Raw genomic sequence first — 16,855 nt, 5'->3', positions numbered from 1 at the left:
TCCTTAAATCTCGAATACTTATATGGGGTGGATAAGCCACCAGGTTAAAATTCATGAATATAATATATTTGAAAATCTTAAAGAAATTTATAAAAGGTTAACGCATCAACTTTTAATTGGAAAGTGAAGAGTTTTATAAGTAAAGGAGTAGTGGTTATGTTTTTATATAAAATAGATGGAAATAACTTAGAAGAAATAAAGGAAAAGACTTTTTCAAAGGAAGTGGAACTTCATAAGTTATGTGAAAATAATTTAGAAAATATATTTGGGTTAAAGTTTGTTAAGAGGGAATTTTCTCTTAATAACTTTAGGCTTGATACTTTAGCATTTAATGAAAGCAGTAAGTCATTTGTAATCATTGAGTATAAGAATACTAGTAACTTTAGTGTTATAGATCAAGGCTATTCGTATCTTTCTTTAATGCTTAATAATAAGGCTGATTTTATACTTGAGTATAATGAAAACTGTAATAGCACATTAAAGAGAGATGATGTGGATTGGTCACAATCAAGGGTTATATTTGTATCTCCAACCTTTAATAATTATCAAAAGGAGGCTATTAATTTTAAAGATTTACCTTTTGAGTTATGGGAAGTAAAGAAATTTACTAATGATACAATGTACTTTAATCTAATTAAATCATCAAAAGGTAGTGAATCTATAAAGACAATAGCTACAATCGGTAGTGAAGTTGATATTGTAAATACAGAAGTTAAAGTATATACAGAAGAACAGCACTTAAATAACTCTAGTGAGGAAATTGTTGAGTTATATGGAAAAATAAAAGATTTTATACTATCATTAGATGCCACTATTGATATAAAAGCTAAAAAATTAGAATTAGGTTTTATATATAATAAGAAAGTAATGCTAGATATACATTTACAAAAAAAAGCTTTGAAAATTTGGTTGAATACAAAAGCAGGTACGTTAGATGATCCTAGAAATATTGCAAGAGATGTTTCAAATACTGGACATTGGGGAAATGGCGATTATCAGATACAAATAAGTAATGACGAGGACATCGAGTATATATTTAGTTTGATTAAGCAGTTATATAAATCGAAGAATTGATAAGGTCAGACTGAAGTTAAGAGTATATGTATGAATTAAGGTAATTTCATATATATACATTAAAATTTTACTAAATATAAATAGTTATATATTAAATTATGGGGGATAAAATGAATTCAATATTTAACAAAATAGATATTAAAGAAGAACAGCAGATTAGTTTTGTAGATGTTAAACATAAAGAAATAGAAAACACTGAATTTCTAGTAAATAATAAGTTGATAGTGAATTCAGAAAAAGGAAATTTATTAGATGAACTTAAGAGATGCTTAAGTGAGTGTGCTAAATTTTATTTTAGTGTAGCATTTATTAATTTTAGTGGACTTCAACTTTTATTAGATAGTTTTAAAGAGCTTGAAGAAAAAGGTGTTAAGGGTAAAATATTAACATCTACATATCTTAATTTTACTGAACCAAAGGCACTTGAGAGGATAAAAAAGTTTAATAATATTGATTTAAAGGTTTTTGTGGCCACGAACGAGATGGGTTTTCATACTAAAGCTTATATTTTTGAAAACAAAGATGAATATAAAATAATTATAGGATCTTCTAATATAACTCAAAGAGCTTTAAAGCGTAATGTAGAATGGAATGTTAGAGTTATTTCTAAAAAAGATGATAGTTTTACTCGTGAGGTTTTGGAGGAGTATTTAGGTTTATGGGAAGCAACTTCTATTGTTGATGATGAGTTTATTAATAGTTACAGTAATTTTCTAAATGAACTTAAAAAAAGTCAACAAAATAACAACTTAGAGTTTAGTGACTATCAATTAATTAAGCCTAACTATATGCAACAGAAAGCTATGGATAATTTATATAGATTAAGAGCTGCCGGTGAAGATAAAGCTTTGGTTATTGCAGCTACGGGTACAGGAAAAACGTATATGTCAGCATTTGATGCTATTAGCTATAAACCTAAAAAGTTACTTTTCTTGGCTCATAGGGAAGAGATATTAAGAGACGCAGAAAAAACATTTAAGGAGTTAGTTAAAAACAAAGATATAACAACAGGACTTTTAACAGGCACAAGCAAGGATTTAGGTGCGGATTATTTATTTTCAACTATACAATCAATGAACAATAATCTAGAAAAGTTTAAGAATGATGAGTTTGAATATATGGTTATTGATGAGGCCCACCACGCTTCTAGTCTGTCTTATGAAAGGGTCATGGAGTATTTCAAACCTAAATTTTTACTTGGCATGACTGCAATACCAGAAAGATGTGATAACGGGAATATATTCGATATCTTTGATAATAATGTGGCTTTAGAATTAAGGCTTAGGGAAGCTTTAAAGCTAGAACTCGTTGTCCCATTTCATTATTTTGGTATATCTGATATAGAGGGTATTGACCTTAGTGGAGTAAATCCGCAGGACATAGATGAAATAACTAAAAGATTAAAAGTTAATGAGAGGGTTAATTTCATAATTGATAAGATGAAATTTTACGGCTATGATGGTGAGAAATGTAAAGGTGTAGGCTTTTGTGCAAGTATTGATCATGCACAATATATGGCAGCTGAATTTAATAAAAGAGGAATTAAAAGCGTATGTTTAACTGGAGAAAATTCTGCAGATGAAAGACAATATTACATAAAAAAATTAGAAGCAGATGAGGAAGACTTAGAAGTTATATTCACTGTAGATATATTTAATGAAGGCGTGGATATTCCATCTATTAATTTAGTGTTAATGCTTAGACCAACTAATTCGCCTATAATTTTCATACAACAGCTTGGTCGTGGACTTAGAACTCATAAAGAAAAATCTTTCTTAACTGTATTAGATTTTATTGGTAATCATAAAAAAGTATTTCTAATTGCCATAGCATTAAATGGTGCAAGATATTATGACAAAGATAGTTTGAAGGTAGCCGTAGCAACGCAGTTTGGTAATATACCTGGATGCACAAATATACAGATGGATAGAATTGCTCAGGAGAGAATATTAGAACAGTTAACTGAAGAAAATTTCAATTCCATGAGATATTTAAAGGAAGAATATTTAGAGTTTAAGATGATGAACAGTGGAAAAACTCCATATTTACTTATGGATTATATAAAGTATGATGGAGCACCTGATCCTTTAACATTTTTAAATAAGGAAAAAACTTATATTGGGTTTGTAGCTAAGATGGAGAATGATGATGTTTTAAAAAAGTTATTGGAAGAGGAAGTCTTTCTTAAAATACTTAAAGAATTATCAGCAAGGTTGCCTATAAAACGAGTTTATGAATATAGTATAATTAAATATTTGTTAAGCAATGAAAAAATAACTTTAATGCAAGCTAAAAATGAGATATTAAAGTATATTGATGGTGTAGATGATGACAGTATTAAGCATGCGTTCCAATGCTTAAATCAAAACTATTATGATTCAGCTCAAGTTAAAAATAATATTAAATGTTTTGGACTTAATGGCGATGTTTTAAGTAGTACATGGGATTTTAAGACTGTAGTACACAATGAAAAATATAGAATATATATCGAAGATGTTATAAATTATGCTCTTATAAGATATGAAAAAGAGTTTGAAAGTAAGTATTACGGAGTGCCATTCTTTAAGTTATACGAACAGTATCGAATGATAGATGCAGCGCAACTTTCTAATTATACTAAAATTCATAGTTCATTTAGAGGACTTGGACTTATTGTAAATGGGAATGAATATTTTATTTTTGTCGATTTACATAAGGAAGAAGACATTAAGGAAAGTATAAATTATAAAGATAAGTTTATAGATAGCAAATACTTTCAATGGCAAAGTCCAAATAGTACATCCCAAAGTTCAGAAAGAGGTAAAAATATTATTTTAAATAAAGAACGAGGAATTAACCTACATATTTTTGTGAGAAAATATAAGCAAATTGATGGAGCCTCAGAGCCTTTTATTTATATAGGGAAGGGTGACGTGGTAGAGTATGAAGGAGAAAAGCCTATAACAGTTAAGATAAAGTTAAAGAATGAAATGCCAACAGACAAATATATAGAATTCATAAAAAAGGTATAGCAAAATTAATTTTGCTATACCTTTTCTGATATTGGCAATCTAAACACGAAAAGATGGGTAAGTGTATATTATTATCTAAATAAGAATTAGAAAGCTAAAGAGTTACTAAGTAATATGGATATATAAAATAGAACCATTAATTGGAATAATATAGTCTTTCAACATATATACTTTTATTAAGAATAAATTTTAAGGAAGGCAATAAATGAAAAAAGCAAAGAAGATTTTTGTAGGTAATTATAAAGGTGGAGTAGGTAAAACCACTAGCGTATATCAGATAGGTAGGCATCTTGTGCTAAATGGGAAAAAAGTATTGCTTATTGACTTAGATCCGCAGTGTTCTCTAAGTGAAATATGCATTGGTAATCTTTCAGAATTAGATCAACTTAAATCAAATGAAAGTCTAAATTACGTATATGATATGTGGATACAACTTAAATCATACCCTAACATAGAATGCCAATTTGATAAAAAGGTTTTAGTTAAAACTAATGTTATTGGATTAGATTATATTCCGTCTAATATTTTTTATAAATCTGGTGGATTAGATGAACTTGCAATGAATTTGAAAAATGATTTGGAGGATTTAATTGTGTTGCAGCAATTTATGCAAAAGCATAGGTTAGAGTATGAGTATGATTATATATTATTTGATTGTCCACCTAGTAATAACGTTATAACACAAGGTGCATTTTTAATATCTGACTATTATCTTATACCGACTATATTACAAACTATGAGTGCTAGAGGAGTTGCACATTATATTACTACTATAGAAAGAATATATAAGAAGTATTGCGTGGACCATAATAATTCTGATATTGCTAGATTATTATTTGGTGAGAAACCAAAGTTATTAGGAATATTTGAAACTTTGAAAAAAGGGTCAGTTAAAAATGATGATGTTTTAATAAAGATTAATACTTATATAAAAGATGCAAATGTGGAATCACAGTTATCTATAAAGGGAAAAGACAAGTATATATTTTCTACTATTATAAATAATTATGAAGACATTGCTAGAGATACTGCAAATGGTAAGATAAGAGAAGAGTATAAAGATTTAACTAAAGAAATAATGGAATGTATTGATTAAAACTTAGTTCAATAAAAAGTTCAAGGAGCAATGCCATGGGAAAAATCTATTTTAGGGACATTATAAACTCTCTTATAAAATACAAAGAAATTATAGGTATCATTGATTGTGAAAAGCTAAAACAGCAATCAAAGGAAATAGAGCAAATGATAAAACTTTTGAAACCTCATAGTGACGCAGTGATTGATAAATTACAAAATGCAGGTGATGAAATATTTTATACAAATGTTAAAAAGAAAAGTGAGAAAGTACCTTTTGAGGAAATAATAAAGTTATGGACAAATAAAGATTTTCAAAGCATTAGAGGGATAAAGCTAAACTATATTGATTTTCCTGATGCTTTTAAGGTCACTTCATTTATTGAAAGTAGAAATAAAGAACAAATTTTAAAATCAACTACACTCATAGATTTAAATATTATATATTTTATTTTGTCAGGAGATAAAAGGCAGATTAAAAAGAAGAAAGATGAAGTATATGATATGATAACTGGACTTATAAAAGCGAATAAGCAAGGCGAAGCATTTAACAAGTTACTTTAAGATAATTAACAAATAATAACTTAAAAGTTATGGCTGATTCATAGGTAAAGGTAATGTAACAGATTATGAATGAGAAAAACATACAAAATTCATAAAAAAGGTATGGCAAAATAAAATTTGCTATACCTTTTCTGTTGCAATCTGATCTACAGCCTTAATATCGGCAGGAGCCCATTTTAGAGAAAGCAAATTTTCTCTATGTAACCATATCAATTTTGAATGCTCATTTGCAGTAGGAGTACCGGATGTTAAGTGGCACTTAATAGTAATTAAATTTACTATAAATTTGTCATATTCAAAAGTATTATCATTAAATATATCAATAAATTCAACATCGCAATGGAGCTCTTCTTTTATTTCTCGTTCAATAGCTTCTTTTAAAGTTTCACCACTTTCTACTTTACCGCCAGGAAATTCCCACATATTTGGTAGGGACATTATTGGTGATCTAAGGGCACATAAGATTTCATTATTTCCATTTTCAATAATAGCTGCTACAACCTTTATTAGTTTCTTCATACAAAACACCTCTGTTATAAGTTTAGCATAAAATGGGTTAGTGTAAAAGTGAGAGGGTAGATTTAATTATACGTATTAAATACAATAATCATTGAGTAGACAAGTGAATGTTTGGCCATAATTATAAATAAAGTTATGATTATGGAGGAGTTTATTTTGAATACTTTTGGAGAGAGATTTAAGAGCGTAAGGTTGTCTAAAAAAATGACACAGGAACAATTAGCAAATGAGTTTAATGGCATATATGGATATGCATTTACAAAAACAACTATTAGCCAATACGAAAATAATAAAAGACAACCTGAGATGAATGCTATTAGGAATTTTGTAGAATATTTTAATGTTTCATTAGATTATTTGTTGTGTAATGATATCCATGTTATTAAGGAATTAGGTCAAAAACACAATATGAATAATGACTCTGAATTTATTGAACTAGAAAAAATAGCAATTCTAATAAATAATTTAGCAGAAGACGGAAAAATACTTCTTAATAATATAGAAATAAATGCTCAGCAAAAACAAATAATATCAAATGGTATTGATATTATTTGTGGTTTAGTTAAAAAAGAAATAGAGTAAGTAGGATAAAATAGTACACATTCAATTTGTGGACAAGTATATTATTTTATCATAACTTTGTGGATAAAATGCTTTTAAATATTAGAGAGTAGTATCTATTGGGTTATCTAAATGTATTATTAAATTTTCATAACTTCCAAAATGATTACAGACCCAGTGATAGCTGGGGAGTGCGTTCTTAGCGCCAAACTCGTTAATTGCTGGCATACGGTTGTGGAGTGTTTTAAATTCTATTATTGAGTCAAGTCTTAAGTTTACTTTGATGTCAATAGATGAATTCTTTAGAAACATATAATTAAATCCAATGGAGTTAACACAATTTTCAATGCTACCCCAATATTTGTGATAAACTTTTTGAGTAAAAGTAGTATTAGGGGGATGTAACTCCCGCCATTTGGGTAACCGGCCAAGTTTGTTAATAAGATTCATTAAATCATCCTTAGCTATTTTTTCATCAAAGGGTAAATTAGCAAAAGTATTTATAGTTAATTCAGATGCAATTAATGCATTATTAAAGGTCCCGAACAAATCAGTTATAGCTGATGAGGATGGATAATCTGGATTTCCTATAAAGTCTCTAGTAAAAGGAGTTCTACCATTTTTAAGATGAAATTCCTTTAGCTTTTTAATTATGTAGTCTTTTTTATGTTTCTTATATGCGTCATTAAATTCTTTATATACTAGATGAAGATTCTTGATATCATAACATAATTTATGATAACCTAGTTTTGATAATTTCAAAACAATTTCATCAGCAAAAACATATTTCAGATTCGGTAAGTTTAATCCGGGCCTGTTATTTTTGTTTAAGCACCAATATTCTACTGAGGCACCTTTAGCAGTAGCTTTTTTATATTGTTTTACCTTGTGTTTGCATGCGTAATTAGAGGTAGCTTCATCAATTACTTTATGCTTAAGCGGGATATAAATATCTGGTTTAAAATCTAAACCAAATCCGCAATATTGAAAGAGACAGTCACCTTCTAAAATGGATGCTGATATCTCGACAAGATACTGCCAGGCAGACCAGAAGTCTCTATAATCTAGAGGAGATACACCTGCCAAGTTCAAAATATCATTCCAGCTAGATACTTTAGTATCGGATTTATAATAAACAAAGTGCCTGTAATATGTTCTGAAATGGGGATATTTATCATTATTATCAAAATCACAAGTTGTTGGTGCGCGTTTAAATTCATTAAAGAAATTCTTTATAATTTGTAGTAATTCCTCATTGCTTACAGTTGAATATTTCTTGGATTTATAAGGGAGCATAACTCTGCCTTCTTTAGAAGCCTTTCTTTCCTTATAGTCCCTATTAAGATTTTTATTACACTCTTTACAGTATTTTTGATGTCCATCTTTTGAAGATTTATTTAAATTAAACTGTGCTAGTTCCTTGGTTTCTTTGCAGTGTCTACATTGTTTATAATCCATAGTAACCTCAGTCCTTTTTTATTAATACTTTAAGGTTAGTATTTGCAATTAGTAGTTTAGTATACGTTGATATGGTACTAATAAATATTAGTATACTTATAAGTTGATTTTATAATTTCTAAAACTAGTAAATAAATCACATGGTATAATTCAACTTAAAAGGAGATGGTAAAATGACGGTTAGAGTAAGTGAGGTAACACTAGAAAAGTATAGCAAAATTTTGCTATACTTTTTCTGATACATGTTATCTAACAGCATGTAAACCAACAATTTATTGATCTTTTAACATAAAATTGTTCTAAATAAGTTTAAGTTTATCAGGTTCAGCTTGCGATAACAAATTAAAGTAATGAGTTAGTAAAACATTTATTCTTTTTCGATCATCTACAAAGGGACCTTTTTTCAAATACAGTTTTTCAACAACTGTGTCCAGTCGTTTATGAGCTAATAGCAATTCTTTACTGATAAGATGGGCATCATATAGTTGAGCTAGAGAATGTTTAGAGTTAGATCTTATTTTTAAAATGTCACTTACACAGTTAGTAATATCTTCTCTTTGCTTTTCACTAGGGATTATAAATGGGAAGGTGTTATAACATAATTTTATAGAATATCTATAATCACCCTTCAATCTACCTGAGAACTCTTTAATCCATGCCATATGCATAGAAGACATTAAAACACCCAAAATATAACTATCGTTTGAGTGTACGGCAATACAAGAATTATTTACTATGCTATCCTTATCACATATTTGTATGGGTATATATATTCTGTTCACAGAGGTATGGCTTGGAATAACAATGTAATTACAGCTTGGCTGCTTAATATTCTCAAATAAATAGGGATATGATAAAGCCCTTTTGCTTTTAGAATCATTTTTTCTATATTCAAAGACTTTTTGAATTCTATCATATAAAAAAGGATTCTTTTTAATTTCAATGAGATCAAAATTTTCTAACCATATGCACCATCTTGGAATATTCCTGATCATAGTATAGGCACTTATAAATGGGCGTATATATTTTGATGATTCAGGATACTTTAAGCAAAATTCTACTTTTTCATCATTATTAAGTATTAAATTTCCTCCATCATTAGGCATACTACCTTTTGAGGCTAAAGGCATGATTAGTTTATTTATAGGCTTTGTTCTTGATTTTACAATAATATTAGGCTTATCAAGCAAGTATGGATTTATGTTATTACAAATTTTCATTAACGGCTCAGAGGTGGGTGTATCATAATCATATAACTTTTTTAAAACATCATTAGAATAAGCAAAACCTATAACGCACACATAAACCGAGGCATCATTAGATAAACCATTCTTCCACTTAAAGGATCTATGGGCAAAATTAATGTTTATACCTTGTGCTAACAGCGGTTCCCACAATAATTCTACTTGCTCGCCTTGTGTAATTGAATTTGTAGAGACATATCCAACCTTTATTGAAGTACCTTTAATGTAGCTAGAGGCTTTAACGTACCAGGCGCATACATAATCAAGTCTCTTATAATTTTTAAAGTTATACTCATTTTTGTTGAAAACTAAATCCATATCGCTTCTTTGCTTATCACTTCTGTTATTTGAAGGTAAATATGGTGGATTTCCAACTATGAAAGATAAGTTTTTTTTATCTACATAGGTATTCCAGTCGATTTTTAGAGCATTTACGTTAAATATATTTGCAATCTTTTTAAGCGGTAACCTTTCATATGGAATTCCAAACTCTAAAGCCATAAGAGAATTTAGTTGGTGATCAATAAGCCAGAGAGCTACCTGAGATATTCTAACTGCTAATTCATCAATTTCAAAACCATACATTGAATCAACATCTAGAATAATACCATTCCAGCCTATAATTTGTTGCTGAATATGATATTCATTAAAGTATTTACCGTTAAGAAGCGCTATTTGCTTTAAAATATCAATTTGAAGTAATCTAATTTCTCTGTAGGTAAGAATTAAAAAATTTCCACAACCACAAGCAGGATCTAATATCCTAAGTTTACTTGTCTCTTTAAGAAGTTCATTCAGTTTATTTAAGCTGTGTAAGTTATTATTAAATTTCAACCTTAAGTCATTTAGTATTAAAGGCTCTATTACTTTTAGGGTGTCTCTTTCACTAGTATAATGAATGCCTAATTGCTGACGTTTAAAAGAACTCATGGCACTTTGAAAAATTGAACCAAAGATAACAGGAGAAATTTGGCTCCAGTCATATGAACAGCAGTTAAGTAATAAAGACCTACTATTTTTAGTGAATATTGCAGTAGAAAGTCTTTCTTTATAGAGGCCTCCATTTATATATCTAAAGCACTGTAAATCCTCATGTAAATTGGATTGTCTATTACTATAATCAGTATTTAGAGTCTCGAAGATCAAATTTAAGTGAAGACCTAAATCGCTCCCATCTTCTTTTGTATTTTGAAGGATATAATATTGAAGATGATTTTTTGCCCATATTCCAGTGTGATCAGCGAAGAGACAGAAAAGAATTCTTATAAGTAATAAACTTAAGTCGTGTTCATTAAAGTTGTTATCTTTAAGTGAAATATATAGTTTGCCAAGTAGCTCACCAGCTTGAATATTTACAATAGCATCGTCTTTAAACGTTATTTTTTTATAGCCAGTGATAAAGCTAAACAGGTATATGTGCATATAAAAATTCTCAAGGGTAAATTGAGTAAATATACCATCTTTCTCAAGGTCATAAATTCTAAAATTTTGAAAGTCAGATACTATAACATATTTAGGAAGTTCATCATCGCTTAATCCTTCAAAATAGTCAATTGCTTGAGAATAGGCTTTGTCCAAACTTTTGCCTTTGGATTTATGTTCAACTACAAGGGTACTCTTCCAAAACAAATCAATATATCCAATTTTAGAACCATTCTTTCTAACGGGCTTTTCAAACGTAGCTACTCTTTTTCGACTTATATCAAAGACATTAAAAAAATCATTCCAAAAGCTTTGTGCTTCACTTCGTTCACTTGAACAATCTTTCCATTTGTATGAAAATTCTATAGCTCGTTGTTTTATATTATTAAAAGATAAACTCACTCCTATCACCTAAAATAATTACTATAATAGAGTATATTCAAGTAATTGATTAATTTGTCATAAAATTAAAAAATATTTGTAAGCAATATAGTAAGTACACATTAGCAGGACTTTACAATATTTTATAGAATCATATTATTATAGGAAAGAAGAGCGGGGGATAAGATGTCTTTAAGAGAAAATTTATTAGATATAATGCAAAACTATAAAACTGAAATAATGAAAGGTAAGTTTGGACGAGACCATAGGATGTTCAAGCTTCTTAATTACGAGGTTAAAGATGAAATTAAAAATAATATTAATGATGATAATTTAATTGTAAAAGGATCTTCTGGTCAGGGTGGATGGACAAGTTGTCCTTGGATTGCAGCATATAATAAAGAAATAACAACTACTATTCAGGAAGGAGTTTACATAGTATACCTATTTTCAGAAGATATGGAGAGAGTATATCTTACATTAAATCAAGGTTGTACTAATCTTAAAAAGAAGTTTGGTAAGCGAAAAGCTACAGAGCAAATGATTAATACAAGGGTAAAGATTAGAACTGAGATAGATTCTAAAGGCTTTATTGCAGATAATAATTTATTAGTGGGAAATAAGGACTATGAAGCAGGTTTGATATTTTATAAATTATATACCAAAGATAATATGTCACAGGAGCAGCAGCTGATAACTGATTTAAATAACATGATAACCATTTATTCACAGTATTATAATAATATTTATTTAGAAAATCCTAAAGAGGGAAGTGAAGCGATGGAGCGTAGTATAGTTCATGAAACAAAACATATCATAGAAGGGGTAAATAGTTATATCCTATTCAAAAGTTTCATATACCACTATAATGATCTAGCAAATTTCTATCTCTCTCTTAAAACAAAACCCTTTGTAATCCTAGCAGGAATAAGTGGAACTGGTAAATCTAAGTTAGTTAAGTTATTTGCAAATGCTGTTGGGGCTACCTCTGATAATGGGCAATATAATATTATTAGTGTTAAGCCTGATTGGAATGATAGCACTGAATTATTTGGTTATAAAAATATAAATGATGAATTTGTACCTGGTAAGTTAACTGAAATTATTTTTAGAGCGTCTAAAGAAGAGAATATTAATAAACCTTATTTTATATGTTTAGATGAAATGAATTTAGCTAGGGTTGAGTATTATTTAAGTGAATATTTAAGCATTATAGAATCTAGAGAATTTGATAAGTATAATAATATTAAAACAGATAGATTGTTTTCAAAGGAATATTTGCCAGAAGGAAATAAGTATGAAAATTTAAGAATACCTGAAAATATTTATATTGTAGGTACTGTTAATATGGATGATACAACTTTTGCTTTTAGCAGAAAAGTATTAGATAGAGCAAATACTATTGAGTTTTCAGATGTAGATTTAGATGATTTGGATTTTAGTAATGAAGAATGTGAAAGTATTAATGTGGATAACAGCTTTTTTAAGACAAGCTTCTTATGTATTAAAGATGCTTTAAGTAGTGATGATGAATTTGTTAGACAAACTAATAGTAAGGTTAAAGATATAAATGAGATATTAGAGCAAGGTAATAAGAATTTTGGATATAGAGTTAGAGATGAGATTGTATTTTATATGTTAGAAAATAAGATCAATGATTTATTAAGTGAGGATGAAGCTTTTGATTTTCAGATAATGCAAAAGATATTGCCAATTATAACTGGCAGTGAGCTTCTCGTTAAGGAAATCTTAATTAAATTATTTAATTACTGTAATACTGACGGTAAAGAAGTCACTGCAACAATTGAGTATATTAAAGAGTGTGAAGTAGAGCTAAAATTAGGCAAAATTAAGTACAAAAAGAGTACTAAAAAATACTTATGATGTTAAGAGGTTATGAAGATGGATTTACTTCATTCTGGGCATAATGACAAACTTTTAGAAATAAATTGTGAGTATGAATTTTCATTAACATTTAGTGGTGAAAGCATAAATAAGAAAGCAAGAGATTTAGGTATCAATATAAATACTATAGCAACACTTACAGTTGCATTGGAATATAAAGATAAAGACAAAGTTACGGTAAAGGTAATTTCTGACAATGGTGAGTTAGTAGAGGTTATTGAATCTAATGTAAGACCTTGTTTTTATGAGAACGGAAAATATCAGCTCATCTTAGAAGTTAAAGATAAGGGTCATTATGAAGTAATTCATATGGGAAGCAATTTAAATAATGTGTTCCAGAAAATAAGTAATTGTTACATTGGTATGGTGGATTTTTCATCAGATATTGGGTTATCCAATTTTATAATTAATAAGGATGGAAGGGATATATTATCTATAGATATAGAAGTTTTCCCGTCTAAAATTGATTATCAAAAGGATTACCTGGATATTATGAATGAAGTAAATGATGAGATATATTCTTTAGCATTAGCCCTTATGGGTAAAACTTATTTAGAAACTAGGCTGGTGGATACTAAACATCAAACCAATGCCGAATTTATTAGTATTTTGAGATGTATATTTGATGATTTAGAAAAAGCTATAAAAAGAATTATAGCAAATCCTAAGCACAACGTAGAAACTATAGAATCTATAAGAAGGGTTGAAAAATCAAGAGTACCTTCCCGTAATACAATAGCTTACCTCAGGAAACATTCAGGTGTGCTGTTAGAAAATCAAAATGGACTTATTAAGGGTAAAGATAAAAATCACATAGCAACGATGGTAGTAGATAAAAGAAAGATAACAACTATAGATATATATGAAAATAGATTTGTTAAGTATATGATAACAAATATTATAAAAAGACTAAATGTTGTTGTGAAAAATATAGTTATAAATATGATTAGTAATAAAGCCAGTAACAATGGTGATAATACTGATGATAAAGTAGAATTATATAAGTTTTTAAAAAATAAGATATCTATATTAAATAAGTATCTCAAAAATGGATTTATTAATGTTAGCAATCTTACTGGAAAAAAGACTATGAGTTTAGTTTTTCAAATGGCTCCAGGTTATAGAGAAGTTTATAAAAAGTATATTATGTTAAGTAAGGGTCTTGCATTAGGCGATGGACTTTATCAGATGACCCCTAAAAAGCTGTATCAGCTCTATGAGATGTGGTGTTATATGAAAATACACCATATTCTAAGTGATCTAGGTTACTCAGTAGAGGAATATGGAATATTAAAGTATAAGGACAATGGGATCTATTTAACATTATCCCAAGACTCCGAAGCTAAGATGATTTATTCTAATAAGAAGAATAGGTTAGAATTATGGTATAACAAGTCATATTCAACCCCAACAGCTAACCAAAGACCAGATACTGTACTTAATATTAGAAATTTAAACAATAAAGATGATGATAGAATTTATATATTTGATGCTAAGTACAGAATCAAGTTAGATGATTGCGGCGTTGTAGGACCAGTTGAGGACGACATAAATGTAATGCATAGATATAGGGATGCAATAGTATCAAAGCTTAGCAACGATGTACAATTTAAATATGATACCTTTGGGGCCTATGTTATGTTCCCTTATGGAGATGAGGAGAAGTTTAAAGAACATCACTTTTATAAGAGTATAGAAGAAGTAAATATAGGAGCTTTTCCTATGCTGCCGGGAAGTACAAAGTTAATAACAAAGCAGTTAAAGAAAATAATAGAGCAATCTCCACTAGATGCAAGAAATGATAGGATAGCTATAGATGAATATGATGATTATGGTAAGTATAAGCATCTTAATGTAATGATTGTTAATGTGAAGAATAAAGAGCATTTGAAAGAGTATAAACAAAATCTCTTTTACCATATTCCAGTAGCAAGATTAAAAGAGGTTAGAGACTCAGTTGAGTATTTAGCATTTTATCAATCAATAGAAAGCTTCAAAGGTGAGGGTGGAATAAGATATTATGGAAAGATAAAAGAATGTTTAGAATATAAGAGGAAAGATTGTACTGAGCTTAAAGCAAGAGCTGGTACAGAGGATGATATGTACTTAAGAATTAACTTACAATCTATAAAAGAAGTTGATAACATTGTCCCAATTCAAACAGGAACTAGACTTGTAACATATACAACCTTGTATCTTTTGAAAAATGCAGAAAATACTCATGAGCTAAAAGTAGGAAGTAGCTTGGAACTTCAGGTATATAAAATATTAAAAAAGGTAGCAAAAGAGAAGGGTCTTAAAATTAGGAAAACAGATAAAGATAAGGATGTAAAGACTAATAAGAAAGGTAAAGTGAGGGAGTATATTATTGGGGATGTTATTGTGGAAGTAGTAGATGGGAGTGGGATAAAGGTTAATGGTGTTGAAACTAATTTAAGAGGATTAGAATGGGATATTTTAAATGCTATGGTTAATTTGTAATTAGAGGCTTTTATAGAAATAATTTTAACTTGCTGGTAACTTGCAAATAAGCTTATATTTAATGCTGTGCAATAAACAAAATGCGTTAAACACTGATAAATCAATATATTTTCAGTGGGATTTAACTTGCTGGCAACTTGTAGTATACAATGGGTAAAAGTTTTTTGAAAAAAATAAAGGAGTTGTATTCTTACATAAAACAAATGGGCGAGGGTAATTATTTTAATACTTTAATAGTGGTGTAAATGAAAAATTAATATGATATAATTAGATTAATCAGTGAATTATAGAATTGCAAGGAAGTGAATAGTTTTGACAAAAAAACATGATTTTGATGGAGTATGGAAATCCATCTTGGAAGCATTTGAAGTAGAAATAGTAGAATTGCTTTTCCCAGAAATATTTAATAAAATAAATTGGGAGCTTGGAACAGAATCATTAGATAAAGATTTAAAAGAAATACAAAAGAATATATTTGATAAGGATAGTACAGAAAATATAATATCGGATAAAATAATAAGAGTAAGATTAAAAGATAAAGGAAGCAAGATCTTATTTATTCATGTAGAGGTACAAAGCTATAGTAGTGAATATGAAGTTTTTGGAGAAAGAATGTTCAGATATTTTTATAGAATATGGGACAAATTTAGATATAAAAATAAAGATAGGTCAGAAATTGTTGCTGCTGCAATATACACTTATAAAGGCCATCGAGGGAAAGATGAAAAATACGTATATAAATTACCTGAAATGGAAAGCCCAATACTAATATATAATTTTAAAACTATAGATGTAGAAACAATAAAACTTGAAAGAATTAGTGATGATAATCCTTTGAAGTTAGTTTTTAAAATGGCAAAAAGTTTATTAGAAACAGGTGCAAGAGATGAAGACATATATGATGCAAAAATAAAATTAACAGATGAATTATAAACTTATGATAAAGTGAAAAATAATGATCAAATAAAAGCATTGGTAGATTTTTTACAATACTTATTTTTAATTAAAGACCATGCATTGGAAAAGAAATATGAAGAATATAAAAAGGAAGATAGTGTTAACTATCTTATGAAAAAACATTAACTGGAATAATTAGGATGTGGATTTTGGATTGTAACTCAAAAATATTAATAGAAATATCTCAAGACATGTGTACTATCT

General features: G+C 28.6%; 10 protein-coding genes and 1 pseudogene. 8 read left to right on the top strand and 3 right to left on the bottom strand.

Annotated elements, in window-relative coordinates:
* Window positions 1-156: 156 nt before the first annotated feature.
* The 4 genes from KPL38_RS08425 to KPL38_RS08410 all read left to right on the top strand — a co-directional run bounded on the left by KPL38_RS08425 (window position 157) and on the right by KPL38_RS08410 (window position 5,723).
* The gene (locus KPL38_RS08425) at window positions 157-1,074 is read left to right on the top strand and encodes a DUF5655 domain-containing protein (RefSeq protein ID WP_216288705.1); all 918 of its coding nucleotides are present in this window, start codon (window positions 157-159) and stop codon (window positions 1,072-1,074) included.
* 110 nt (window positions 1,075-1,184) lie between these two features.
* On the top strand, window positions 1,185-4,085 hold the full coding sequence (locus KPL38_RS08420) for a DEAD/DEAH box helicase (RefSeq protein WP_216288704.1): 2,901 nt from the start codon (window positions 1,185-1,187) through the stop codon (window positions 4,083-4,085).
* Between the two features lie 205 nt (window positions 4,086-4,290).
* A complete protein-coding gene (locus KPL38_RS08415; protein WP_216288703.1) occupies window positions 4,291-5,181 on the top strand; it encodes a ParA family protein in 891 nt (296 codons plus the stop codon).
* A gap of 35 nt (window positions 5,182-5,216) precedes the next feature.
* Window positions 5,217-5,723 (top strand): hypothetical protein, encoded by a 507-nt coding sequence (locus KPL38_RS08410; protein WP_216288702.1) that lies wholly within the window; start codon window positions 5,217-5,219, stop codon window positions 5,721-5,723.
* A 120-nt stretch (window positions 5,724-5,843) separates the two neighbouring features.
* On the opposite strand, the gene KPL38_RS08405 is transcribed toward KPL38_RS08410, so the two are convergent.
* Window positions 5,844-6,242: a (deoxy)nucleoside triphosphate pyrophosphohydrolase gene (locus KPL38_RS08405; protein WP_216288701.1), complete on the bottom strand. Its 399-nt coding sequence runs from the start codon at window positions 6,240-6,242 to the stop codon at window positions 5,844-5,846.
* Between the two features lie 156 nt (window positions 6,243-6,398).
* On the opposite strand from KPL38_RS08405, the gene KPL38_RS08400 reads away from it, so the two are divergent.
* Window positions 6,399-6,824, top strand: coding sequence for a helix-turn-helix domain-containing protein (locus KPL38_RS08400; RefSeq protein ID WP_216288700.1), 426 nt, complete (start codon window positions 6,399-6,401; stop codon window positions 6,822-6,824).
* A gap of 81 nt (window positions 6,825-6,905) precedes the next feature.
* Here KPL38_RS08400 and KPL38_RS08395 read toward each other — a convergent pair whose 3' ends face one another.
* Together KPL38_RS08395 and KPL38_RS08390 are read right to left on the bottom strand one after the other, a co-directional pair.
* Complete coding sequence (locus tag KPL38_RS08395) at window positions 6,906-8,261, bottom strand: homing endonuclease associated repeat-containing protein (RefSeq protein WP_216288699.1); 1,356 nt, start codon at window positions 8,259-8,261, stop codon at window positions 6,906-6,908.
* A 299-nt stretch (window positions 8,262-8,560) separates the two neighbouring features.
* Window positions 8,561-11,329 (bottom strand): class I SAM-dependent DNA methyltransferase, encoded by a 2,769-nt coding sequence (locus KPL38_RS08390; RefSeq protein WP_216288698.1) that lies wholly within the window; start codon window positions 11,327-11,329, stop codon window positions 8,561-8,563.
* 165 nt (window positions 11,330-11,494) lie between these two features.
* Between KPL38_RS08390 and KPL38_RS08385 the strand changes: the two genes are divergently transcribed.
* From KPL38_RS08385 to KPL38_RS08375, 3 genes and pseudogenes are all read left to right on the top strand, one after another.
* Entirely contained in the window at window positions 11,495-13,192 is a 1,698-nt protein-coding gene (locus KPL38_RS08385) for an MrcB family domain-containing protein (RefSeq protein WP_216288697.1), read from the top strand.
* An 18-nt stretch (window positions 13,193-13,210) separates the two neighbouring features.
* Complete coding sequence (locus KPL38_RS08380; protein WP_216288696.1) at window positions 13,211-15,694, top strand: DUF2357 domain-containing protein; 2,484 nt, start codon at window positions 13,211-13,213, stop codon at window positions 15,692-15,694.
* Window positions 15,695-16,006: 312 nt separating this feature from the next.
* Window positions 16,007-16,744: pseudogene (locus KPL38_RS08375) on the top strand (Rpn family recombination-promoting nuclease/putative transposase); the annotation flags it as partial.
* Between the last annotated feature and the right edge of the window lie 111 nt (window positions 16,745-16,855).

The organism is Clostridium psychrophilum (assembly GCF_018861705.1).
Classification (GTDB): domain Bacteria; phylum Bacillota; class Clostridia; order Clostridiales; family Clostridiaceae; genus Clostridium_AD; species Clostridium_AD psychrophilum.
The sequence above is the reverse complement of the archived record's forward strand: the minus strand, read 5'-3'. Positions and strand labels throughout refer to the sequence as shown.

Excerpts from the sequence above, each read along its gene's own strand:
- KPL38_RS08425 (WP_216288705.1), top strand. The coding sequence starts at position 157 with ATGTTTTTATATAAAATAGATGGAAATAACTTAGAAGAAATAAAGGAA.
- KPL38_RS08420 (WP_216288704.1), top strand. The coding sequence starts at position 1,185 with ATGAATTCAATATTTAACAAAATAGATATTAAAGAAGAACAGCAGATT.
- KPL38_RS08415 (WP_216288703.1), top strand. The coding sequence starts at position 4,291 with ATGAAAAAAGCAAAGAAGATTTTTGTAGGTAATTATAAAGGTGGAGTA.
- KPL38_RS08410 (WP_216288702.1), top strand. The coding sequence starts at position 5,217 with ATGGGAAAAATCTATTTTAGGGACATTATAAACTCTCTTATAAAATAC.
- KPL38_RS08405 (WP_216288701.1), bottom strand. The coding sequence starts at position 6,242 with ATGAAGAAACTAATAAAGGTTGTAGCAGCTATTATTGAAAATGGAAAT.
- KPL38_RS08395 (WP_216288699.1), bottom strand. The coding sequence starts at position 8,261 with ATGGATTATAAACAATGTAGACACTGCAAAGAAACCAAGGAACTAGCA.
- KPL38_RS08385 (WP_216288697.1), top strand. The coding sequence starts at position 11,495 with ATGTCTTTAAGAGAAAATTTATTAGATATAATGCAAAACTATAAAACT.
- KPL38_RS08380 (WP_216288696.1), top strand. The coding sequence starts at position 13,211 with ATGGATTTACTTCATTCTGGGCATAATGACAAACTTTTAGAAATAAAT.